We start from the raw sequence: 18,558 nt of genomic DNA on the forward strand, positions 1-18,558 counted from the left end.
TCGGGAAGGCCTTCAAGGGATAAAAACTATCCTTCAACACCAGTTGACAAATTTCCCTTACAATACGCCATTGCCACAGGGATCAAGTTGCACATTGTCGCCAAGCCGGCAACCGTCAAGTATTACGGCATCGCGGTCAACAAAGGCCGCTCAGATCATTTGATCGATAAGCTCAATGCCGGCATCACCAAAGTCAAAAAATCTGGTGAATACGACAAAATCGTCGCCAAATACTTAGGCAATGGTACCGTTGCTTCACAGAAGAAGAAAAATGCCAAAACCCAAGAAACAGATCGGAGCTTCATCGGCTTGTTGAAAGAAAACTGGTCAACCTTAATGGGTGGCTTAGGCGAAACGCTGATCTTAACGTTAGTGGGGATCATTTGCGCCACCGTGTTAGGGGTGTTGATCGGACTCCTTGGGGTGATGCCAAACCGCTTTGCCCAAGGGGTCGCCACCACGTTCATTTATATCTTCCGCGGCTTGCCATTATTAGTTTTAGCGTTGTTTGTTTACACTGGCGTCCCGAGTTTGACCGGCACGAAGATCCCGGCCTTTGTTGCCGGGATCATCACCTTAACGCTGAATGAAGGCGCCTATACCGCAGCGTTTGTCCAAGGGGGCATCAAAGCTGTCGCCCCAGGTCAAATGGAAGCCGCCCGCAGTTTAGGGTTACCTTGGTCCAAAGCCATGCGCCGCGTGATCTTACCGCAAGGCATCCGGATCATGGTGCCAAGTTTCATCAACCAATTCATCATCACGCTAAAAGATACCTCGATTTTAAGTGTGATCGGCTTATTGGAATTGACCCAAACCGGGAAAATCATTATCGCCCGCAACATGGAAGGCTTTAAGATCTGGACGATGGTCGCTTTGATTTATTTGATCATCATCACCGCTTTGACTTGGTTGAGCAAATGGCTGCAAAAACGCCTGCATGCCTAAATAAAAAAATCACCGCTGATGATCGCGTCAACGGTGATTTTTTATTGGGCCAAATCAAGCACGGTGCCACTGGCTTTGGCTAGTTTTTCAACCAATTGCTCGCCACTTTTAAGACTCGTATTATCGTCGGTCAACACTGCGATCGTACAACTTTTATCCCCAGTGCCTAAATGCCCGATCGAGTTAACGATCCAAGTGTTATCACTGTTCAATCGCCAACCGTTTTTCAGTTGGAAAGCCTTCGCGCCTGCGGAAATTCCCCATTGTTGATCAGATTCAACATTGGCCATTAAATTTTTGATATAGGCTTTGGATTTCGTCGACAAATAATCCCCTGAATAAAAAATTTGATTCAGCGTAATAGCTGATATTTGAGAATATAATTTATTGAATTGTGAGTCACCACGATTAGGTGCACGCCTTTATCTTTGGTCTGATCCTGACGCAACCGCCCGAACTCAAACTGACCTGATGGCCTAAGCCACGCCCTTTGGCAAGGAGCTTGTCACACTCAAAAAGGTGACTCGAAAATTTACCCGAGTCACCTGACATCTCTATCGTCCCAGCTGATAAGCTTCTAATACATTTAACACGGCATCACAATCCCCTAACAGACGATTGCGAGAATGTACCCTGGCCCACTGCCGCATGATCAGTAAACGCTCTTGCAGCGAGTGACCACATTGCAAGCTGACCAACAACTCGTTTAAAATGCCGCGCTGCTCATAATCCGCCAACGTCTTGAGCAGTTGCGCAATCGCGTCAAAATCTGCTGCCGCACATGTTTGCCGTATTGCACGCGGCATAACTGCACGCGCAAATTATGTAACGTCATATCATCCCTCCTTTAACGCTTTTTAGCATACAAGGATCAGGCTGACATCACGTCAAATCGGCCGGGAAATCAGCCAAGATTTACACGCTTTACAATTAATCCGCCACTTCAAACCCATAATGGCGAATGTGCTCTTTCAACAATTCTAAGTAACGGTTGGCGGTGGCGCTTAACTCAATTTTCTTATGGCGCAAATACCCCAAGGTGATCGGATCATCCACATCCAAAGGAATCGCCACGATTTTCTCGTCATTCAAGTCGCTGGAAATGATCCCACTCGAAATCGTGTATCCATCTAAGCCCACCATTAAGTTGAAAATGGTCGCCCGATCAGACACTTGAATATGTTTGAGATGTGGCAAGGTACTTTGGATCTCTTCGGCAAAGTAAAACGAGTTGGTATCCCCTTGTTCATAGGATAAATAAGGGAAATCTTCAAGATCTGCCAGCGACAAATGTGACTTGGCCGTCAGCGGATTATCTCGCCCGACAAAGACATGTGGTTGCGCCACGAATAACGGCGTAAACGTGAGATCTTTTTCCGCGATCAATCGCTTCATTACCGTTTGGTTGAAGCCGTTTAGGTAAGTCACACCAAGCTCGCTTTTGTTGGTTTGAATATCATCCAATACCCCTTGCGTTTGGGTTTCGCGCAAGGTGAAATTGTATTCTGAGCCGCCGATTTCTTTGACCAACGCGACAAATGCATTCACCACAAAGGCATAATGTTGCGCGGACACCGAGAACTGTTGTTTCCGTACCGTATCTTGGCGAAAATGCTCATCTAATAAGTTAACTTGGTCTAACACCCCGCGCCCATAGTTGAGAAATTCACGCCCACCGTCAGTCAGCGTGATGCCTGCTTTGGAGCGATAGAATAATTGCAGGTGATATTCTTTTTCCAATTCCTTCATCGCTTGAGACAGCGACGGTTGCGAAATAAATAAGCGTTTGGCGGCTTCGTTGATCGAGCCGGTTTCGGCTATGGCTTCTAAATATTGGAGTTGTTGAATGCGCATAGGATGACCTCCGTTATAGTTAATACCTATTATATCATTAAAGAATCAAGTATTATCTATTTTTCAATGAACCGGTTATGATGAATTCATCAATTAATTCATGCGGAGGACTCATCCATGACCCAATCTCGTTTTCAAATTGTCGGCTCCTTATTACGCCCAGCCTCATTGCTCACTTACAAAGACCAAATCGAACACCGCGACGACATTCAATATCCGTTCTATGCCGACTTTGACGGCTACCAAGCCGAAGAAACTCGCGCGATCCAACAAGTCGTCGCCGAAGAAAAAGCGCACGGCTTGGATGTGATCACTGACGGCGAATATTCTAAGTCCATGTGGCACCTGGATTTCTTATGGGGTTTTGGCGGGATCAAACGCACCATCGCCGACCATGGTTATCGCTTTGAAGATCATGACGGTGGCGATTTTGAAACGCGCAAAGATATCGGCATTGAAATCACTGCCCATTTATCTGGCAAAAACCATCACTTCATCGATATTTTCAAACAACTCAAAGTCCAAGCAGGTGACACTAAAGTTAAAACCACGGTTTGGGGCGCCGCTCACGCCTATACCGAACTCTCCTTTTTCGATCATTTATATGGGGATGGCCAAGTTTATCCCACCGCTGAAGCGTTAAAAGCAGGCTTGATCCAAGCTTACAAGGAATTCTTGGATGATTACAAAGCGGCTGGCGGTGAAATCGTGCAATTTGACGATTGCCTGTGGGAGCTGTTCGCTGACGATAACGATTCAAGTTTCTTCGCCAATGGCAATGACGGGATCGAAGCCTTGGCTGATGAATTCGTCGCTATCAATAATGCGGTTTGCGATTATGGTCACGAACTGGGCTTGAAGGTTTGGACACATAACTGCCGCGGTAACTATGCTTCTCGCCATGCGGCTGGCGGCTCCTATGCTGCGATTGCCACGAAGTTCCTAGGAGATCAGCATTATGATCGCTTCTTCTTGGAATGGGATGATGAACGCGCTGGCGATTTGGCGGCATTGAGCGCCTTGAAAGCTCGTCCAGAAGTCGAAGTGGTTTTAGGCTTGTTGAGTTCCAAAACGGCTGAGTTAGATGACGAAGATCGGGCTTTGCGCTTGTTAAATCAAGCCGCTGAGATCTTGCCAAAAGATCACTTATACTTATCTCATCAATGTGGCTTTGCTTCATGCGACGGTGGCAACGAATTGTCTGCCGCGCAACAATGGGCCAAAATCGATCAAGGTCGGGCTTTGGCCGAAAAGTTCTGGAACTAAATCCGTTTTAACTAAACTGTCAGTGACTGGAAAATATAGTCACTGGCAGTTTTTTAGTGCTTTGAGCACCCGCACACGCAAAAACTTGCATATTTGTAACATAACAAGAAATAATTAAAATTAATTTATCGATTATTGTTTACGAATGCAAGCGATTAACGTATATTAAAATTAGTTGGTTTCAAGTCGATTGCATACAGGCTTTCTAAACAACCGATTGGAACCCTCTTGGGAGGGAAAATCGATCATGACAACAACAGTTTCTTGGATGAATCTATTGATGCGCATGGCCTTGGTCGGATTTTTTAGCATTGGGTTTATTGCGTGTTTTCAACGGGTCTATATGGCCGCTTTCGATCAAAGCCAACGCCGAGAAAAGCGAATCCTGCGGCGTGCGGAATTATGGCTGCTGTCCAGTGGCTTAGCGTTGATCCTACACTTCGGGGCCATGTACGCTTTGACTGGGGATACCGCCCTATTTTTTCACAACTGGGCTTTATTTTTGGCGATGACGCCGATCGTTTATGCCGGCTTTAGCAAACTTGAAATCACCATGCAAGCTGCAGTGATCGCCATGCTTTGGGAAGCGCATCATCAAAGCAATTTATGGCAGCCGACCACCATTTTGGCAATGTTATTATTTGCCGGGGTTTTAGGCCTCATGGCGCATTACCGCATGAAGTTGGTGAACCACTGGTTGCTTGGTGTGGTCGGCTCCGGCGTGTTGGCAGCCTTGTTTTGGGGCAGTGCCCCAGCGCGGTCCATGTTGATCACCTTAACTGCTGACCAGCGCCAATGGGCCATCGGCATGTATGCCATCATGGCATTTGTCGTTTTCGGATATTGGTTGCGTGCTTATGCTGACGATTTAAACAAAGCCTCGCTTAAGCGGTTAGTGGAATACGATGCAGGCGCCAGTGCGCAAGCCTATGCGCAATATCAAAAGGCCTTGACCACCATGTTTAACCGGGCTCAAGCTCAGCATGAACCGTTGACGTTGTTGAGTATCGATTGTGATCATTTCAAGCAGATCAATGATCGCTACGGCCACTTAGCCGCCAATGCTGCTTTGATCGGCGTTTCTGATACGATCAATCAAACTTTACAACAATATGACCTCGCTTACCGCATTTATCAAACTGGTGGTGAAGAACTTAATATTGTCTTTCCAGGCGTGCATCCACAAGCTGTGGTTAAAATTGCCAATCACATCCGCCAAGCCGTCAAAGATAGCGAATACGCTTATGACGGCCGAAGCATGAATGGGACGGTTTCAATTGGCATCACTGAGCGTCATGATGACGATCAAAACATCGATGAATTGTACAAACGCGCCGATGACGCCGTTTATACCAGCAAGCGCAATGGCCGTGATTTAATTACAGTCGAACACACCGTGCTTACTGACACCGCCCCTGCCGTTGAAGACTATTCCCAATATCGCTATTTTGCCCAAGGCGTATATGATTTAAGCTTGGATGGTCAACCTCGGTATTACCACGAATTACTCTTGCGCCATTATGACGCAGAGTTAAAACGCTGGGTTTTGCCGAGTGATTTTGAGATCCCAGTCGCCGAAATTCCGCGGCTATTGCGTCAAGTGATCGCCGCTGATCCTTTACATAATTACAATATTAACCTAACCGCGGCTCAATTTCGCGATGTGGAAGTCGCCCGGGTGTTAACCGCTTTGGCAGAAAGCCCTGACGGCCCCACCAATCTCACTGTTGAAGTCACCGAAGTTGCCAACGCCGCAATCACCCGCCATATCAGTGCGATTTATCGCTCCGCTGGCATGAAGATCTTGATCGATGATGTCGGCTCCGACAATTCCTTTGAGCTAGTCCAAAATGAGCTCCCTTATTTTGATGGCGTGAAGTTTGCCATGCAAAATTTGCGCCGCACCAATGATGCCGATCAAATGCACGAACGCATCGCCTTTTGGCGGCAAGTGGCGCAAGCCAATCACCTTTCATTCATCTTAGAAGGCGTCGAAACCCAAGCGGACTTAGACCTCGCTAAAAAACTAGGCATTCAATTTGTCCAAGGATACTTCTTTGATAAACCAGAAAGTTTGATCCCAGCCTTAGTCTAAAAAAATAGCCTCACTCATCAAGTTGATGAGTGAGGCTATTTTTTTAGTTAAAGGTGACTTTCACCCAATCCAAAAACAGCTGTGGCCAGCTGGTGGCATGCGGCACCCCTTGGTCTTCATTGACCCAATCCGTGCCTAAACTCATTCCGTGGCGACCATGCGGGAATAAATGAAATTCAACTTCCACACCAGCTTGTTGCAAAGCTTCCACAAACAACAAGCTATTCATCGCCGGCACCGTTTGATCATCGGCGGTGGTCCAAATAAAGGTCGGTGGAGTTTGCGCAGTCACTTGATTTTCAAGGCTTTGGTCTTCGGCATCCCCAGATCCCAACAAATTGGTAAACGAATCGCGATGGGCAAATTTGCCCCCAGTGATCACTGGATAGGCCAACAGCATGCCATCCGGCCGAATAATTGCGGAATCATAATCTGCCAGCACTGGTTGATCATATTGCGTGCCAAGTGATGCCGCCAAGTGACCGCCTGCTGAAAAGCCACAGACAAAAATCTGTGTCAATTGCCACTCGTCTGCATGCGATCGCACCATCTTCATGGCTTCAGCCAGCTGACGCAAAGCGATCGGATAGTGCACTGGGGCGATCGCATAATCTAAAACAAACGTAGCCATACCTTGCGCAGCAAACGTCAAGGCAATCGGTTCACCTTCGCGCGGGGAAACAAATGCATACCCACCGCCTGGACAAATCACGATGGCCTGTCGCGGTTTGGGCTCAACCAGATCCGGCAAATAAGCCGTCAACGTTGTCGCTGGTGCATTTTTAGGTTGCAAGGACAGATTCAAAATTTGCATACGTGCCTCCAGATACCGTTTTCTTTAATGTACGCTCGGTCAACACAAATGTAAATCAGAAGTCCAAATCAGGCAATTTGCGACATTTTAAGTGATTTGTCCGTTTATTCTGTCAGTTTGTGCGCTATAATGGTTTTGTAATCGTAAACAACAAGGAGGACCACCAATATGGCTTATCAAACGATCAACCCTTATACCAACGAAGTATTACACACTTATCCTAACGCCACCGATGCTGAACTTGAATCCGCGTTAGCAACTGGTGATGCTCTTTACCACACTTGGCGAAATGAAACGCCTGCCAGTCGGCAACCTGTCTTGCACCAACTGGCAACTTTGATGCGTGAACAAAAGCGTGAACTGGCCACCACTATTACCAAAGAAATGGGTAAGTTATTACCAGAAGCAGAAGCCGAAGTCGACTTGTGCGCAGATATTGCCGAATATTATGCCCAACACGGCGCAGAATTTTTGAAACCCACCCCACTGCCCACTGAATTAGGCGATGCTTATTATGTGAAGCAAGCTATGGGTGTCTTGGTCATGGTTGAACCTTGGAACTTCCCTTACTATCAAATCATGCGGGTCTTTGCCCCAAATTACATCGTCGGCAACCCGATGATTTTAAAACATGCTTCAAGCACCCCAGCTTGTGCGCAAGCTTTCGCCGATTTAGTCCTCAAAGCTGGTGCCCCTCAAGGCGCGTTGACGAATTTGTACATCAATTATCAACAAGTCGGCCAAGCCATTGCGGATCCGCGCGTGGCCGGAGTCGCTTTGACTGGATCTGAACGTGGCGGCGCAGCGGTGGCACAAGAAGCTGGTGCTGCGTTGAAACAATCCACCATGGAACTCGGCGGCAATGATGCCTTTTTGGTCTTGGATGATGCGGATATGGACCAAGTTAAAGCGATCGCCCCGCAAGCGCGGCTGTTCAACGCTGGGCAAGTTTGCTCGGCTTCCAAACGCTTTATTGTCACGGCAAAGCACTACGATGAATTTGTCGCCTACTTGAAAGCTGAATTTGCCAAAATGCGCCCGGGCGATCCAATGGCTCCAGAAACGACTTTGGCCCCATTATCTTCAGCCAGTGCCAAAACCAAGTTAGTCGCACAAATCGATGCGGCCATCAAAGCTGGGGCCAAGCGCATCATCGGCGATACGCCAGTTGATTTGCCCGGTCAATTTGTGCCAGCCACGATTTTAACCGATATCGACAAAAACAACCCTGCCTTTGATCAAGAAATGTTTGGCCCTGTGGCTGCGGTTTATCGCGTCGCCAATGATGAAGAAGCCATCGCCTTGGCCAATGATTCCAGCTTTGGCTTAGGTTCTGCCGTATTTTCAAGCGATCCTGAACATGCCAAAGCCGTCGCTGAACAAATCGAAGCTGGCATGACCACCATCAATCGCGCTTGGATCACCGCCCCAGAACTGCCATTTGGCGGGGTCAAGCATTCCGGTTATGGGCGTGAGTTGTATAAGCTTGGGCTCAATGCCTTCGTGAACAATCATATGGTGCTCGCAACAAAAGCCTAGATTTTTCATTACATTGTGAAAAGTTTTCTGAAAATGGCGGGTATCACTATCTATTCATGGTAAGCTTATCCTGTGGTATTCATCAGCCACACTGTGAATTCGTCATCTCATGCGGCGAGGTCGATCAATCATCGATCTCGTTTTATTTTGACAAATAATGTTTACACTAATTTTCGAAATCCCTACTGAATCGATACCTTCAGTAGGGATTTTTTTTACGTTCGCCGACTATGCTTGTCGCATCTTAACAAAAGAGGCGCATCATGATCGAAGCAGTCTTGTTTAATTGGAGCGGCACCTTAAGCGATTACGGCGGTCGCGGTCGCGAGGCGTGGTATCAAGCCGCTGGCGGCGAGGCGACCAGCCCTGCTCGTCTCGCCGCACATTGGCCCAAACACGCAGGCACCATCAGCACGTTGAAGCCTGGGGTGTTGTTGTTGCTCAACTTCTTGCAATGCAATCAGATTCCTTATGGGACCTTGACGCTGGAATCAGCACCGGTGTTAGCCGATTTGGTCCAAGCGCTACATGAGTTCAACTTGAAGCCGCAAATCAACCTTGTCGACACCTCCCCGATCCATGCCATTCATCAAGCCGTGTCACAATTAGCCATTCACAATCAGGCTCATGTCCTCGGCGTCTTTGATCAAGGTGACTGGCTGATTGCGGCCAAACACTGCCAGCTCAATACCGTTGGCATCATCGAAGGCAGTCGGATGATCGGTTTGTCACAACCTGCTTGGACGAACCTCCCAGCTGGTCAAAAAAAGCGCCTGGCACAACTTGCTCGCCGACGCTTGATTCAACTTGAAGTCGAAAATCCCTTGATGAATGCCCAAGCCTTATTTTTATTGATCAGACAACTCAAACAATTGGAGGTCCGCGCATGAATGATGTGGTATTGATGACCCCAGACATCGCCAGTACTCAAGCCGGGGTCAAAATGGCGATGCAAATAGATCTAGCGCCACAAAGTTCAGATTTTCGCGCACTGACGCGCCACTTATGCCAAGCTTTGCTCAAAATCGCCAGTGTTGATCCTCACGATTTTGCCTGTGTGTTACTCCCAGGTGATGACGCGACGATTTTAGAAGCCACTTTGCAAACCGTCATCCCCAATCACGACGCCTGTGTGCTTGTGGCGGTCAATGGTATGGCAGGCACTCAAATCGTGGCGCAACTAGAATACTTAAATATCCCGCATGTGGTTGTCGTCACGCCGCAAAACCAAGTGTTGGATCAAGCAGCAATCATCAAACAGTGGCATCAACACCCTGCCATCTCCCACTTCATCATGTGTCATCAAGACCCGACGGCAGGCGTGTTAAATCCGTTGACGCCATTGATCGGGCAATTACATCGTGCTGGCGTGACCACCATTGTTGATGCCCGGGCCACTTTTGGCGGGATCCCGATCAATTGTGAGGCTTTAGGCATTGATTATTTGATCACGGTGTTTCATCACGCCTTACATAGCGTGCCGGGTTTTGGCGCAGTGCTCGCCAACCGGCGCAAAATTGCCACCACCCAAGGCTATGCGCGAAGCCTTGCCCTTGATTTATATGAACAACTCGCCATGATGACGCTTTTTGATGGGGCTTGGCGCCCAGGTGCGCCAGTACAAAGTGTGATCGCAGCGGATCGCGCGGTTTCAACGTTACTCGCAACTGGCGGCGTTGCCAAACGTTACCAGCATTTGCGTCAACTTCAACAGCATTTGGCCTTAGGCATGGCCGCATTCGGCTTTTCACCAATTTGTTCGCCAATGGTGCAATCCCCTTTGATGACCGCTTTTGCATACCCCAAACAAAGTTTTAATGATCAAGCATTCGCAGAGGCTTTGCACAAGCGAGGTTTCGAAATTGCTTCAGGAATTGCAAATCGGCCCAGTTTTCGCGTGGCCACTTGGGGTTTAGTGGATGAAAGTGAGCTCGACGCGTTTTTAACGGCGGTCAAGCAGATCACCCAGCCGGCACGTGCTTAGCCTCTAAGTTGCTCATCCAAGCGCCTAACCAAATGCCAAACGCTAACCCAGCCAGCGACCAAATGATCACACTCAGCGAATACGTTGCCGTTAGCGGTGCGATCATGATGGTACTAGCGATCACCACGCCTAAAATCATATGAAACAACATTGCATACCATTTTGAAAAAGCCCAATTGATCAATTTCGCCAAGCTAGCCAAACAAAGCAAACCGCCTAATGCCACTGGCACCATCACGCCAAAATCAACTTCGCGAATACCGACTGCCATCGGTTCATACAAGCCTAAATACACTAAAAAGTTCGACGGGCTCAACCCCGGCACCAAAATACCCAGCGCGATCAAGGCCCCAGCGATCATCCAGGTGCCAAAGTTTTGCGGCACGCTGCCAGAAAAATGCTGCGCGCCTTGCTTCAATAGAAATAACGCGATCAACGCGACCACACCCATGACCCAAATATGTTTTTTCATACGCCCAGACAGTCCCGCTTGTTGCCAAAGCGGTTTGGCCGTCCCGACGATACAGCCGACAAACAACCATAAAATCGGCGTTTCATAAGCGCCAAGCACAAAAGCGACGACAAATGACAAACCAAACACGCCAGCCATTGCGCCAAAACCGACGGGCAGGAAAAATAACACATCTTGTTTAAGATTTTTAAAAGGATGTGCTAAAAAGGCGATCATCCGCGTGTATAATCCGAATACCGCGGCTAATGCGCCTCCTGAAACGCCAGGCAAAATAAAGCCTGACCCGATGAAAATGCCTTTGAGGAAGCGGAATAACCATGCTTGCATAGTGGTTGTTTCTCCTGATCTTAGGTTTTCTTTTTAGTATATCATGTTTAAGCCCGGGAGATGAACGTCGACGCCACTTGGTGTTGGCCGGACAGTTCCCCCACGGCTAAACGCAAAGCCAATTCCCCCACCACGCGAAAATGATGATCGATGGTGGGCATATTCAACAGTTGACTGGACAATTGATTTTCTTGGCCGACCATTAACGGTAGCGCCAAGTGTTGTTCGCGATAATACTGCACGGCGCCGGCAGCAATATCATCCCCATTGGTAAAAATGCCATCCACGTGTTGCTTGGCCAACTGTTGCGCGGCTTGATAGCCATCTTCATTATTCATCACATCAAGCACTTGCAAGGCTTCTGGCAACGCTTCTCCGAATACTTGCTGGAAAGCCCCAAGCATCGCCTGGCTAGTGGCAGAAAGTTTAGCGGTTCGCGGCAAGAACATGCCAATTTTTTTAGCATGATGCGCTTTGAGCCACTGACAACCTTCCACATAAGTTTCCCCGCGGTCAGTAAACGCCGCATTGACGGCCACGTGACCTGGATCATGGCAAACCACCACTTGTCCCGTTTTGGCATATGGAAGAATATCGGTTAAGGGCAAAGCATGCGACGTGAAAATCAACGCATCATAAGCTTTCATGCGCAACTGTTCCAAGTAGTCGGCTTCAATCGCCTGATCATATTGGGAAGGCAACAACATCACCCGGTACCCTCTGGCAAAAGCCGCTCGCGTGATACTGTTAGTCAAGCTCGTAAAATATGGGTGATCGCGCATCGGCGTCACCACCCCGATGGTCATCGTGTGTCCCGCTGATAAATCCCGGGCCATTGCATTCGGCACATAATCTAATTGCCGCACCACTTTCATGACCGCGGCTTTGGCTTCTGGTGACACGTATGGGCGATCATTGATCACCCGCGACACCGTGGCCACTGAAAACCCACTTAACCTTGCAATATCATGAATATTTGCCATACCCCTGCCTCCACAAAAAAACAGCCACAAAACGTCGCTGTTTAATTTTACTACTATTATATTTTACAGTTGCCGGCGAAGTTTTTCCAATGCCCCAGCAGTGATCGGCTGCGTAAAGTCTGCACTTAGGCTTTCCAGCTTTCCAGCTTTCCAAGAACTGCTTGCATCGCAGCATCCGTATCCGCTGATTCCGGCACGATCACCCCGACGACAGTATCGACTTGAGCATTTTCACCCCAGGCAATGGCGGCATCAAAGTTGACAATGACCACTTCAACTTTTTTCACGTCTGGACTTGACGCATGCGTTAAGGCGATATGGCCTGAAACAATCCTCGCACCACTGGCTTCACTAGCCAAGAATCCTGAGCGCAAGGTTTGGCTGGCCAAATCTAACTTTTCCCCAGCAAAGCTGGCCACTTTAGCGATCGCGGTTAATTCAGACGGGTCTTTCAACTCAACATTGACCAGAACTTGTTTTTTTAATAATGCGAACATAAGCTTTTCCTCCTTCAATGAAGCGCTTGCCTTTCAACAGTTAAAGCATAATTTGAGAAACGCGTTACAGGTCAACCCTGATTCGCAAAAAAATTGAAAAACAGGTAAACTGAACCCATAACCATGAGGGAGTGTTGCAGATGATCACCTTAGAACCGATGTCGATCGCCGCTTTTGGAACTTGGCGCACCAAAGCGATCAAAGATTTTGCTCAAGATAAAATCGACGCGTTAACTTGGACACCTGAAGAAGCACTGGAAAAATCTCGGGCTTCTTATCAAGAATTGTTACCTCAAGGACTGCACACACCTGGGGAGTTTCTGTGGACCATCACCCATGACGGTGTTGGTATCGGCTCTTTGTGGGTCCATGTTGACAAAGCCACGAATCATTTCTTTATTTACGATATCAATATCCAAGCTGACCAACAAAACCAAGGCTTCGGACAACAAACCTTGCAAGTGTTAGAAGCTGAAGCCAGACGCCGGCAAATCGCGGCCATCGATTTACACGTCTTTGGCGGCAATCTGCGCGCTCAGCATGTTTACACTAAAATGGGGTTCATCACCACTGACATCAATATGTCCAAACCCCTTGAATAAACCAACACCCCAGACAACGTCGCCATCTGGGGTGTTTGCTTTTTAAGCTTGTTTTTGCACGGTGCTGGCCGCAAAATAGTTGCGCACCACTTCAGCATCGTCAAAATGATGTTTGGTTGAGCCAATAATTTGATAGGTTTCATGCCCTTTGCCAGCAATCAGTACCACATCCCCAGCCCCCGCCAAACTCAACGCATAACTGATGGCTTGTTGCCGATCAGATAAACGGGTATAAGTGGCAGGATCGAGGCCTTGGACCATTTGATCAATGATGGCTTCAGGGTCTTCTGATCTGGGATTATCCGCGGTAAAAATCGGATCAGTGGAAGACTGCAAGGCAATGGTCGCCATTTGCGGGCGTTTGGCAACATCACGATCCCCACCGCAACCCACGACACAAAAGATCCGGCGTTTGGCAAACTTTTTGATCGTACTTAACACATTCGCTAAGCCATCAGGGGTATGCGCATAATCCACGATCACCGTGGCTGGAATCACTTCAAACCGCCCCCGCACGCCGGTGACTGACTCCAATGCGCCGATGATCACTTCCGGCGCGATCCCGTGAACATAAGTGGCGCCAAAAGCCGCCAGCGCGTTGTACACATTGAAATTCCCCATTAATTGCAAGTGCACTGGATAACTGTGCCCTGCAATGCGCAATTGAAAACTCGTGCCGCGACTGGTCACGCGAATATTGCGCGCTTGCAACATGCCGCGCCCTTTGGTGCCGTATGTCAACACATTGGCTGCGGTCCGCGCCACTATACGCTGACCGTAAGGATCATCGATATTGATCACTGCGGTTTTATTCTTACGGCCATGATGATAGCTGTTGCCTAACTGTTCAAATAGTAACGCTTTGGCCTCAAAATAAGCTTCAAAGGTTTTGTGATAATCCAAATGATCTTCGGTTAAGTTTGTAAATACCGCGGTATCAAAATCGATGCCACGCACGCGTCCTTGATCTAAGCCGATCGAAGACACTTCCATGGCGCAAGCTTTTTTGCCAGCATGAACCATTTCATTTAAGTATTGTTGGTTGGTAAACGGATCTGGGGTCGTATTGCACGCTACATGTTGGGTTTTGCCACCTTTGGCATATAAGGTGCCGATCAAGCCGCAATCGATTTGCGCCACAGTTAAAATTTTCGCGATTAAATGCGTAACGGTGGTTTTGCCATTGGTGCCAGTGACGCCGAAGACTTTCAGCGAGGCACTTGGATCCCCGAAAAATGCCACGGATAACTGCGCCAATGCCTTATATGTGTCTGGCACTTGGACGATCAACGCCCCACTCGCAGACACTGGGTGTTCAACGACTACCATGATTGCACCAGCATTGATGGCCGCTTGGACATGTTGATGCCCATCAAAATGTTCCCCGTGGATGGCGACAAAACAACTATCTGTGGTCACTTGCCGCGTGTCTGGCGTTAAGTTGGCGAGTTTGCGGTGATCTTTTGCCAAGTTATGTTGGGTTTGATGGTCAAGATTTAATAACGGTACACATTCAGCGATTTGCATAATCAACATCCTTCCTGGTGTGGTTTTAGTATTGCGGCGTAACCATAAAGTTGCCTTAAAAGCCTGAAGGTGTGTTATACTAAACCCATAAGGAGGCGGTTTCATATGTTGATGATTTCCGTATTATTGATTTTAAGTGTGGCCTTGATCCTTATGGCAATGCGCACTGTCACCACCTGCCAAACTGCCCGGGTCCCGGTGGCATCCACCCGTGCACAAATCGCATGGTACCGGCAAGAATTGGCATTAGGCCACATCACCCCAGCACAATTTACCGCGATCAAACGCGAACTACTTCGTTAATCTGACCCAATAAAAAAACACCCATTGCGGTGTCTTTTTTAATTTTCAGTTAAATGCTTATGCAATGACCTCACGATTAGGATCGCAAGCATTGACGACCCAAACGATGGCCAACAACATCACGACCAACACAAACACCGCTTGCAACGCACTCAGTAAAACGCCGGCAGCTTGTAAACTCCCTGCTCCCCCTGCGACCACGGCATCTAACTCGCGCATCGGCACCGAACCGCGACGTAATTGCAACACGACATTCAGCACCCCACCATAAATCGCTGTCATCACGGTTTGACCCAGGGAACGTCCCAATGTCAGCATCGCAGTGGCTGTGCCGACAAGCTGTTTTGGGGCTAAGTGCTGGGCCAAAATCGTATTTTGGCTGATCACCAATCCCATCCCAAACCCATTGATCGCCGCCACTACATAAAATCCCCAAACGGGAAAATGCGCCCCGAGCAAGACTAAGCCCCCATAAGAAATCGCTTGGATCACCACCACGGCCATGGTCAAACGCCGCGGGACCAGATGTTTTAACGTCCAGCTGACTAAAAAACCTGCCACTAACCACATGATCGAACTAAACGACACACTAAATCCTGCCGCGGTGGCATTGACGTGATCCAAGCCTTGCAACCAAATTGGAAAATACACTTGATAGCCGATCAGTACGCCAGACAACAAACACGCGGTCACGATTTGCACCACGAATGTTTTGGATCGAAACAATACGGGTGAAATCAGCGCTGAAGTGGCTTGTTGTTCGACTTTCACCAAACGCCACAACGCGATGCCGCAAATGATCACCAAGCCAAAAGCAAACCCGGGGCTACGACTCAATGATTGGGCTGCCAGTAACAAACTGACCAAACTGATGGTCAACCATGCGATGCCTTGACGATCCAAAGGCTGTTTTGTCGCCATTGTGGTTGATTCATGATACCCGAATGCGGTGAGCCCAAATACGATCACCCCTAATGGTACATTGACGAAAAATACCCAATGCCAGGATAAATGATCGACTAAAAATCCCCCTAATAAAGGGCCCAACAACGCGGACAAGCCCCAAGCGCTATTATTTAACGCCATGGCTTGGGCGCGTTTTTCATAAGGAAAGAAATCTGCGATCAAGGTAAACGTCAGTGGCATCACCGCGCCTGCGCCGATGCCTTGAATACCGCGAGCGACAATCAGCCAGCCGATACTTGGCGATAACCCTGAAAGTAACGATCCGCCAGTAAACACTGCCACACCCCATTGAAACAAGCGTTTGCGGCCATAGGTATCCGCTAGTTTGCCATAAATTGGGGTCGTGATCGCAGTGGTCAATAAATACGCCGCCATGATCCAACTTTGCCAAGCCAACCCGTGTAAGTTCGCGATGATCGTAGGGATCGCAGTGGTGACAATGGTTACTTCCACTGACGTCATGAAAGTCGCGATCAACACTGCTGCCATCACGATCAATTTTTTAGACGTGTTCAAACGTGACCCACCTTTCTTAACACAACTAGCTTACAATAAATTATTACTTCAAAACACCTCCAAAACTTTGAAATTTCTTGTGCGCGGCATAAAAAAAACGCCTGTAACCTCACAAGCGTCCTGCCTCAACATATTCCAGTGAATCAAAATCGACCACGTTAAACTGCCCGTTTTCGCAATGGATCTGCGTCACTGAGGCATTATGCATGGTGGTTTGCCCCTTTAATGGGTAGCCGATTTTTTCAAGCCACAATAAAATTACTGTGCCATGTGCCACCGCCATGACCTTTTGATCATCACCTGCTGTAATTCGTCGAATTGCCCTATCAAAACGGTCTTGAACAGTTTGCGCATCTTCAGCGTCGGCGTCGAGTTGATGCACACCATTGGCCACTGCGACTAACTGTTCCAGTTGACCCTCAGGTAAAATCGCTTTTAGCGCCTCGTGTCGCGTACTTTGGGGTTGCCCTTCAAAATGGGCATAGTCTTCTTCGCGCAATCCTTGATCGAGTTGTACCGGTAAGTATTGATCAGCGGCATTCAAGGCAATTTCTGCCGTATCTTTGGCGCGAACCAAATCACTGGCAAACGCGTGATCAAACACGACGCCAGCTTTTTGTAAGCCGCGGCCGAGTGCTTTGGCATCAGCGATCCCAGTTTGCGTTAATTCAGAATCTGCCATGCCTTGGATCCGTTGCTGGACGTTATACACGGTTTGCCCGTGGCGGATCAAATACAATTCTGTCATGATTGCCTCCTATTTAAGAACAGCAATCATTTTACCATAGAAAAACCGCCTGGTTACCCAGACGGCATCGATTAAAAGATCCCAAATAAAATTAAATTCCCCATCAACACCAACACCGCTGCCATAAACAATGCATACCCAATGCATTCACGCGGAACCGTCATTGCCTCTGCGTTGGGTTTAGGACTGCGCAAACCCAGATACACGGCGCGCAGTTGCCAAACCGCAAACCCTAAGAGCAAAATGCCAAACAGTTTGAACATCACGCTCACCTCTTTACGCCTTCTATTGTACGCGCTTACATTTAAATATTCAAGTTGCCGAATTATCGCAATGAGTTTTCACTCATTTTCTGCAAAAGGTTGACACTATCCCTCGTTCGGTTATACTTACGGGTGTAAAAATGATTGAGTACTTAGTGGCTGTTCAAAAACGCATAGTTCTTTATATCGGTGACTTGAAGACGTTACTGCCTTATAATATATGCATACGAATTCCCAGATTTTTGGCATTTCCCATGCATTTACGAAATTGACTTGGAGGTTTTATCCATGGTTTATCGTCAAAGTCCCCACCAACTCTCTTTTGAATCCTTTGGTTGCGGCCTGAGCACACCGCTCAGTCCAGATAACGAGTGGGTGCGCTTGGCCGATATTTTTCCGTGGAAAGAACTGGATGAGGCATACCAATTGGAGTTTTCCAAAAAAAGTACTGGGCGCGCGGCCAAGCCATTTCGGATGCTTTATGGTGCTGGACTGATTCAGAATCGAATGAAACTAACCGATCGCGGTGTCGTTGACGCCATTCGAGACACGCCGGCGTATCAGTATTTCATTGGACTTTCAGAATATCGAGCGGAGAAACCCTTCGCGTATACAAGCCTGTGTACCTTCCGCAAGCGGATTGCGGACATCTCTGAACTGGTCAGAAACATCATCAATGATTGGCTTCGCGCCAAGATTGAAGAGGTGGTGCCATTCAAAGTTGACGTGATGATCACGGATGCCACAGCAATCCCGGTAAAGATCCGTTATCCTCAAGACACTTCGCTGCTCAATCAAGCTCGCCAGAATCTTGAAGACATGGCCATTGACATGGCGCATCAACTGAATGTTCCAAA

General features: G+C 48.1%; 20 protein-coding genes. 9 read left to right on the plus strand and 11 right to left on the minus strand.

Annotation, left to right across the window (positions count from 1 at the left end):
* The coding region (locus FD01_RS15410) for an ABC transporter substrate-binding protein/permease (RefSeq protein ID WP_156647340.1) at positions 1-945 on the plus strand (945 nt) is incomplete at its 5' end.
* A 41-nt stretch (positions 946-986) separates the two neighbouring features.
* On the opposite strand, the gene FD01_RS15415 is transcribed toward FD01_RS15410, so the two are convergent.
* The 3 genes from FD01_RS15415 to FD01_RS15420 all read right to left on the minus strand — a co-directional run bounded on the left by FD01_RS15415 (position 987) and on the right by FD01_RS15420 (position 2,799).
* Entirely contained in the window at positions 987-1,271 is a 285-nt protein-coding gene (locus FD01_RS15415) for a hypothetical protein (protein ID WP_054717290.1), read from the minus strand.
* Between the two features lie 228 nt (positions 1,272-1,499).
* On the minus strand, positions 1,500-1,751 hold the full coding sequence (locus FD01_RS16245) for a hypothetical protein (RefSeq protein WP_054717289.1): 252 nt from the start codon (positions 1,749-1,751) through the stop codon (positions 1,500-1,502).
* A 124-nt stretch (positions 1,752-1,875) separates the two neighbouring features.
* The gene (locus FD01_RS15420; protein WP_054717286.1) at positions 1,876-2,799 is read right to left on the minus strand and encodes a LysR family transcriptional regulator; all 924 of its coding nucleotides are present in this window, start codon (positions 2,797-2,799) and stop codon (positions 1,876-1,878) included.
* Positions 2,800-2,916: 117 nt separating this feature from the next.
* On the opposite strand from FD01_RS15420, the gene FD01_RS15425 reads away from it, so the two are divergent.
* Together FD01_RS15425 and FD01_RS15430 are read left to right on the plus strand one after the other, a co-directional pair.
* Positions 2,917-4,065 (plus strand): cobalamin-independent methionine synthase II family protein, encoded by a 1,149-nt coding sequence (locus FD01_RS15425; protein WP_056965245.1) that lies wholly within the window; start codon positions 2,917-2,919, stop codon positions 4,063-4,065.
* A 247-nt stretch (positions 4,066-4,312) separates the two neighbouring features.
* Positions 4,313-6,160 carry a GGDEF and EAL domain-containing protein gene (locus FD01_RS15430; protein ID WP_082611975.1) on the plus strand — a complete coding sequence of 616 codons (1,848 nt, stop codon included), beginning with the start codon at positions 4,313-4,315 and terminating at the stop codon, positions 6,158-6,160.
* 43 nt (positions 6,161-6,203) lie between these two features.
* On the opposite strand, the gene FD01_RS15435 is transcribed toward FD01_RS15430, so the two are convergent.
* Positions 6,204-6,974, minus strand: coding sequence for an alpha/beta hydrolase (locus FD01_RS15435; RefSeq protein WP_056965249.1), 771 nt, complete (start codon positions 6,972-6,974; stop codon positions 6,204-6,206).
* Positions 6,975-7,142: 168 nt separating this feature from the next.
* On the opposite strand from FD01_RS15435, the gene FD01_RS15440 reads away from it, so the two are divergent.
* From FD01_RS15440 to FD01_RS15450, 3 genes are all read left to right on the plus strand, one after another.
* Positions 7,143-8,513 (plus strand): NAD-dependent succinate-semialdehyde dehydrogenase, encoded by a 1,371-nt coding sequence (locus tag FD01_RS15440; RefSeq protein WP_056965251.1) that lies wholly within the window; start codon positions 7,143-7,145, stop codon positions 8,511-8,513.
* A 263-nt stretch (positions 8,514-8,776) separates the two neighbouring features.
* On the plus strand, positions 8,777-9,403 hold the full coding sequence (locus FD01_RS15445) for an HAD family hydrolase (protein WP_056965253.1): 627 nt from the start codon (positions 8,777-8,779) through the stop codon (positions 9,401-9,403).
* Entirely contained in the window at positions 9,400-10,497 is a 1,098-nt protein-coding gene (locus FD01_RS15450; RefSeq protein ID WP_056965255.1) for an aminotransferase class V-fold PLP-dependent enzyme, read from the plus strand. The genes FD01_RS15445 and FD01_RS15450 overlap by 4 nt, the downstream gene beginning before the upstream one ends.
* On the opposite strand, the gene FD01_RS15455 is transcribed toward FD01_RS15450, so the two are convergent.
* The 3 genes from FD01_RS15455 to FD01_RS15465 form a co-directional block, all read right to left on the minus strand.
* Entirely contained in the window at positions 10,475-11,296 is an 822-nt protein-coding gene (locus tag FD01_RS15455) for a DUF368 domain-containing protein (RefSeq protein ID WP_054717262.1), read from the minus strand. The two genes, FD01_RS15450 and FD01_RS15455, sit on opposite strands and share 23 nt — an antisense overlap.
* 47 nt (positions 11,297-11,343) lie before the next feature.
* Positions 11,344-12,279, minus strand: coding sequence for a LacI family DNA-binding transcriptional regulator (locus tag FD01_RS15460; protein ID WP_056965256.1), 936 nt, complete (start codon positions 12,277-12,279; stop codon positions 11,344-11,346).
* Between the two features lie 125 nt (positions 12,280-12,404).
* Positions 12,405-12,776: a PTS sugar transporter subunit IIA gene (locus tag FD01_RS15465; RefSeq protein ID WP_056965258.1), complete on the minus strand. Its 372-nt coding sequence runs from the start codon at positions 12,774-12,776 to the stop codon at positions 12,405-12,407.
* Between the two features lie 140 nt (positions 12,777-12,916).
* Here FD01_RS15465 and FD01_RS15470 point away from each other — a divergent pair, with 140 nt between their 5' ends.
* Positions 12,917-13,378 carry a GNAT family N-acetyltransferase gene (locus tag FD01_RS15470; RefSeq protein WP_056965260.1) on the plus strand — a complete coding sequence of 154 codons (462 nt, stop codon included), beginning with the start codon at positions 12,917-12,919 and terminating at the stop codon, positions 13,376-13,378.
* Positions 13,379-13,420: 42 nt separating this feature from the next.
* On the opposite strand, the gene FD01_RS15475 is transcribed toward FD01_RS15470, so the two are convergent.
* On the minus strand, positions 13,421-14,905 hold the full coding sequence (locus FD01_RS15475; protein WP_056965262.1) for a UDP-N-acetylmuramoyl-L-alanyl-D-glutamate--2,6-diaminopimelate ligase: 1,485 nt from the start codon (positions 14,903-14,905) through the stop codon (positions 13,421-13,423).
* A gap of 105 nt (positions 14,906-15,010) precedes the next feature.
* Here FD01_RS15475 and FD01_RS15480 point away from each other — a divergent pair, with 105 nt between their 5' ends.
* Positions 15,011-15,208, plus strand: coding sequence for a hypothetical protein (locus FD01_RS15480; protein ID WP_054717254.1), 198 nt, complete (start codon positions 15,011-15,013; stop codon positions 15,206-15,208).
* 57 nt (positions 15,209-15,265) lie between these two features.
* Here FD01_RS15480 and FD01_RS15485 read toward each other — a convergent pair whose 3' ends face one another.
* The 3 genes from FD01_RS15485 to FD01_RS15495 form a co-directional block, all read right to left on the minus strand.
* Positions 15,266-16,663: an MFS transporter gene (locus FD01_RS15485; protein WP_056965266.1), complete on the minus strand. Its 1,398-nt coding sequence runs from the start codon at positions 16,661-16,663 to the stop codon at positions 15,266-15,268.
* A 136-nt stretch (positions 16,664-16,799) separates the two neighbouring features.
* Positions 16,800-17,438, minus strand: a complete 639-nt coding sequence (locus FD01_RS15490; RefSeq protein WP_054717252.1) for a histidine phosphatase family protein — start codon at positions 17,436-17,438, stop codon at positions 16,800-16,802.
* A 71-nt stretch (positions 17,439-17,509) separates the two neighbouring features.
* Positions 17,510-17,701 carry a hypothetical protein gene (locus FD01_RS15495; protein WP_056965264.1) on the minus strand — a complete coding sequence of 64 codons (192 nt, stop codon included), beginning with the start codon at positions 17,699-17,701 and terminating at the stop codon, positions 17,510-17,512.
* A 288-nt stretch (positions 17,702-17,989) separates the two neighbouring features.
* Between FD01_RS15495 and FD01_RS15500 the strand changes: the two genes are divergently transcribed.
* A partial coding sequence (locus FD01_RS15500; protein ID WP_162257379.1) for a transposase occupies positions 17,990-18,558 on the plus strand: 569 nt, incomplete at its 3' end.

The organism is Lacticaseibacillus manihotivorans DSM 13343 = JCM 12514 (assembly GCF_001435035.1).
Lineage (GTDB): Bacteria > Bacillota > Bacilli > Lactobacillales > Lactobacillaceae > Lacticaseibacillus > Lacticaseibacillus manihotivorans.

What these genes read in the sequence shown, in the direction of transcription:
- FD01_RS15495 (WP_056965264.1), bottom strand. Translation starts at nt 17,701, where the DNA reads ATGTTCAAACTGTTTGGCATTTTGCTCTTAGGGTTTGCGGTTTGGCAA.
- FD01_RS15420 (WP_054717286.1), bottom strand. Translation starts at nt 2,799, where the DNA reads ATGCGCATTCAACAACTCCAATATTTAGAAGCCATAGCCGAAACCGGC.
- FD01_RS15445 (WP_056965253.1), top strand. Translation starts at nt 8,777, where the DNA reads ATGATCGAAGCAGTCTTGTTTAATTGGAGCGGCACCTTAAGCGATTAC.
- FD01_RS15465 (WP_056965258.1), bottom strand. Translation starts at nt 12,776, where the DNA reads ATGTTCGCATTATTAAAAAAACAAGTTCTGGTCAATGTTGAGTTGAAA.
- FD01_RS15475 (WP_056965262.1), bottom strand. Translation starts at nt 14,905, where the DNA reads ATGCAAATCGCTGAATGTGTACCGTTATTAAATCTTGACCATCAAACC.
- FD01_RS15485 (WP_056965266.1), bottom strand. Translation starts at nt 16,663, where the DNA reads ATGGCAGCAGTGTTGATCGCGACTTTCATGACGTCAGTGGAAGTAACC.
- FD01_RS15455 (WP_054717262.1), bottom strand. Translation starts at nt 11,296, where the DNA reads ATGCAAGCATGGTTATTCCGCTTCCTCAAAGGCATTTTCATCGGGTCA.
- FD01_RS16245 (WP_054717289.1), bottom strand. Translation starts at nt 1,751, where the DNA reads ATGCCGCGTGCAATACGGCAAACATGTGCGGCAGCAGATTTTGACGCG.
- FD01_RS15490 (WP_054717252.1), bottom strand. Translation starts at nt 17,438, where the DNA reads ATGACAGAATTGTATTTGATCCGCCACGGGCAAACCGTGTATAACGTC.
- FD01_RS15480 (WP_054717254.1), top strand. Translation starts at nt 15,011, where the DNA reads ATGTTGATGATTTCCGTATTATTGATTTTAAGTGTGGCCTTGATCCTT.
- FD01_RS15430 (WP_082611975.1), top strand. Translation starts at nt 4,313, where the DNA reads ATGACAACAACAGTTTCTTGGATGAATCTATTGATGCGCATGGCCTTG.
- FD01_RS15425 (WP_056965245.1), top strand. Translation starts at nt 2,917, where the DNA reads ATGACCCAATCTCGTTTTCAAATTGTCGGCTCCTTATTACGCCCAGCC.
- FD01_RS15450 (WP_056965255.1), top strand. Translation starts at nt 9,400, where the DNA reads ATGAATGATGTGGTATTGATGACCCCAGACATCGCCAGTACTCAAGCC.
- FD01_RS15435 (WP_056965249.1), bottom strand. Translation starts at nt 6,974, where the DNA reads ATGCAAATTTTGAATCTGTCCTTGCAACCTAAAAATGCACCAGCGACA.
- FD01_RS15470 (WP_056965260.1), top strand. Translation starts at nt 12,917, where the DNA reads ATGATCACCTTAGAACCGATGTCGATCGCCGCTTTTGGAACTTGGCGC.
- FD01_RS15460 (WP_056965256.1), bottom strand. Translation starts at nt 12,279, where the DNA reads ATGGCAAATATTCATGATATTGCAAGGTTAAGTGGGTTTTCAGTGGCC.
- FD01_RS15440 (WP_056965251.1), top strand. Translation starts at nt 7,143, where the DNA reads ATGGCTTATCAAACGATCAACCCTTATACCAACGAAGTATTACACACT.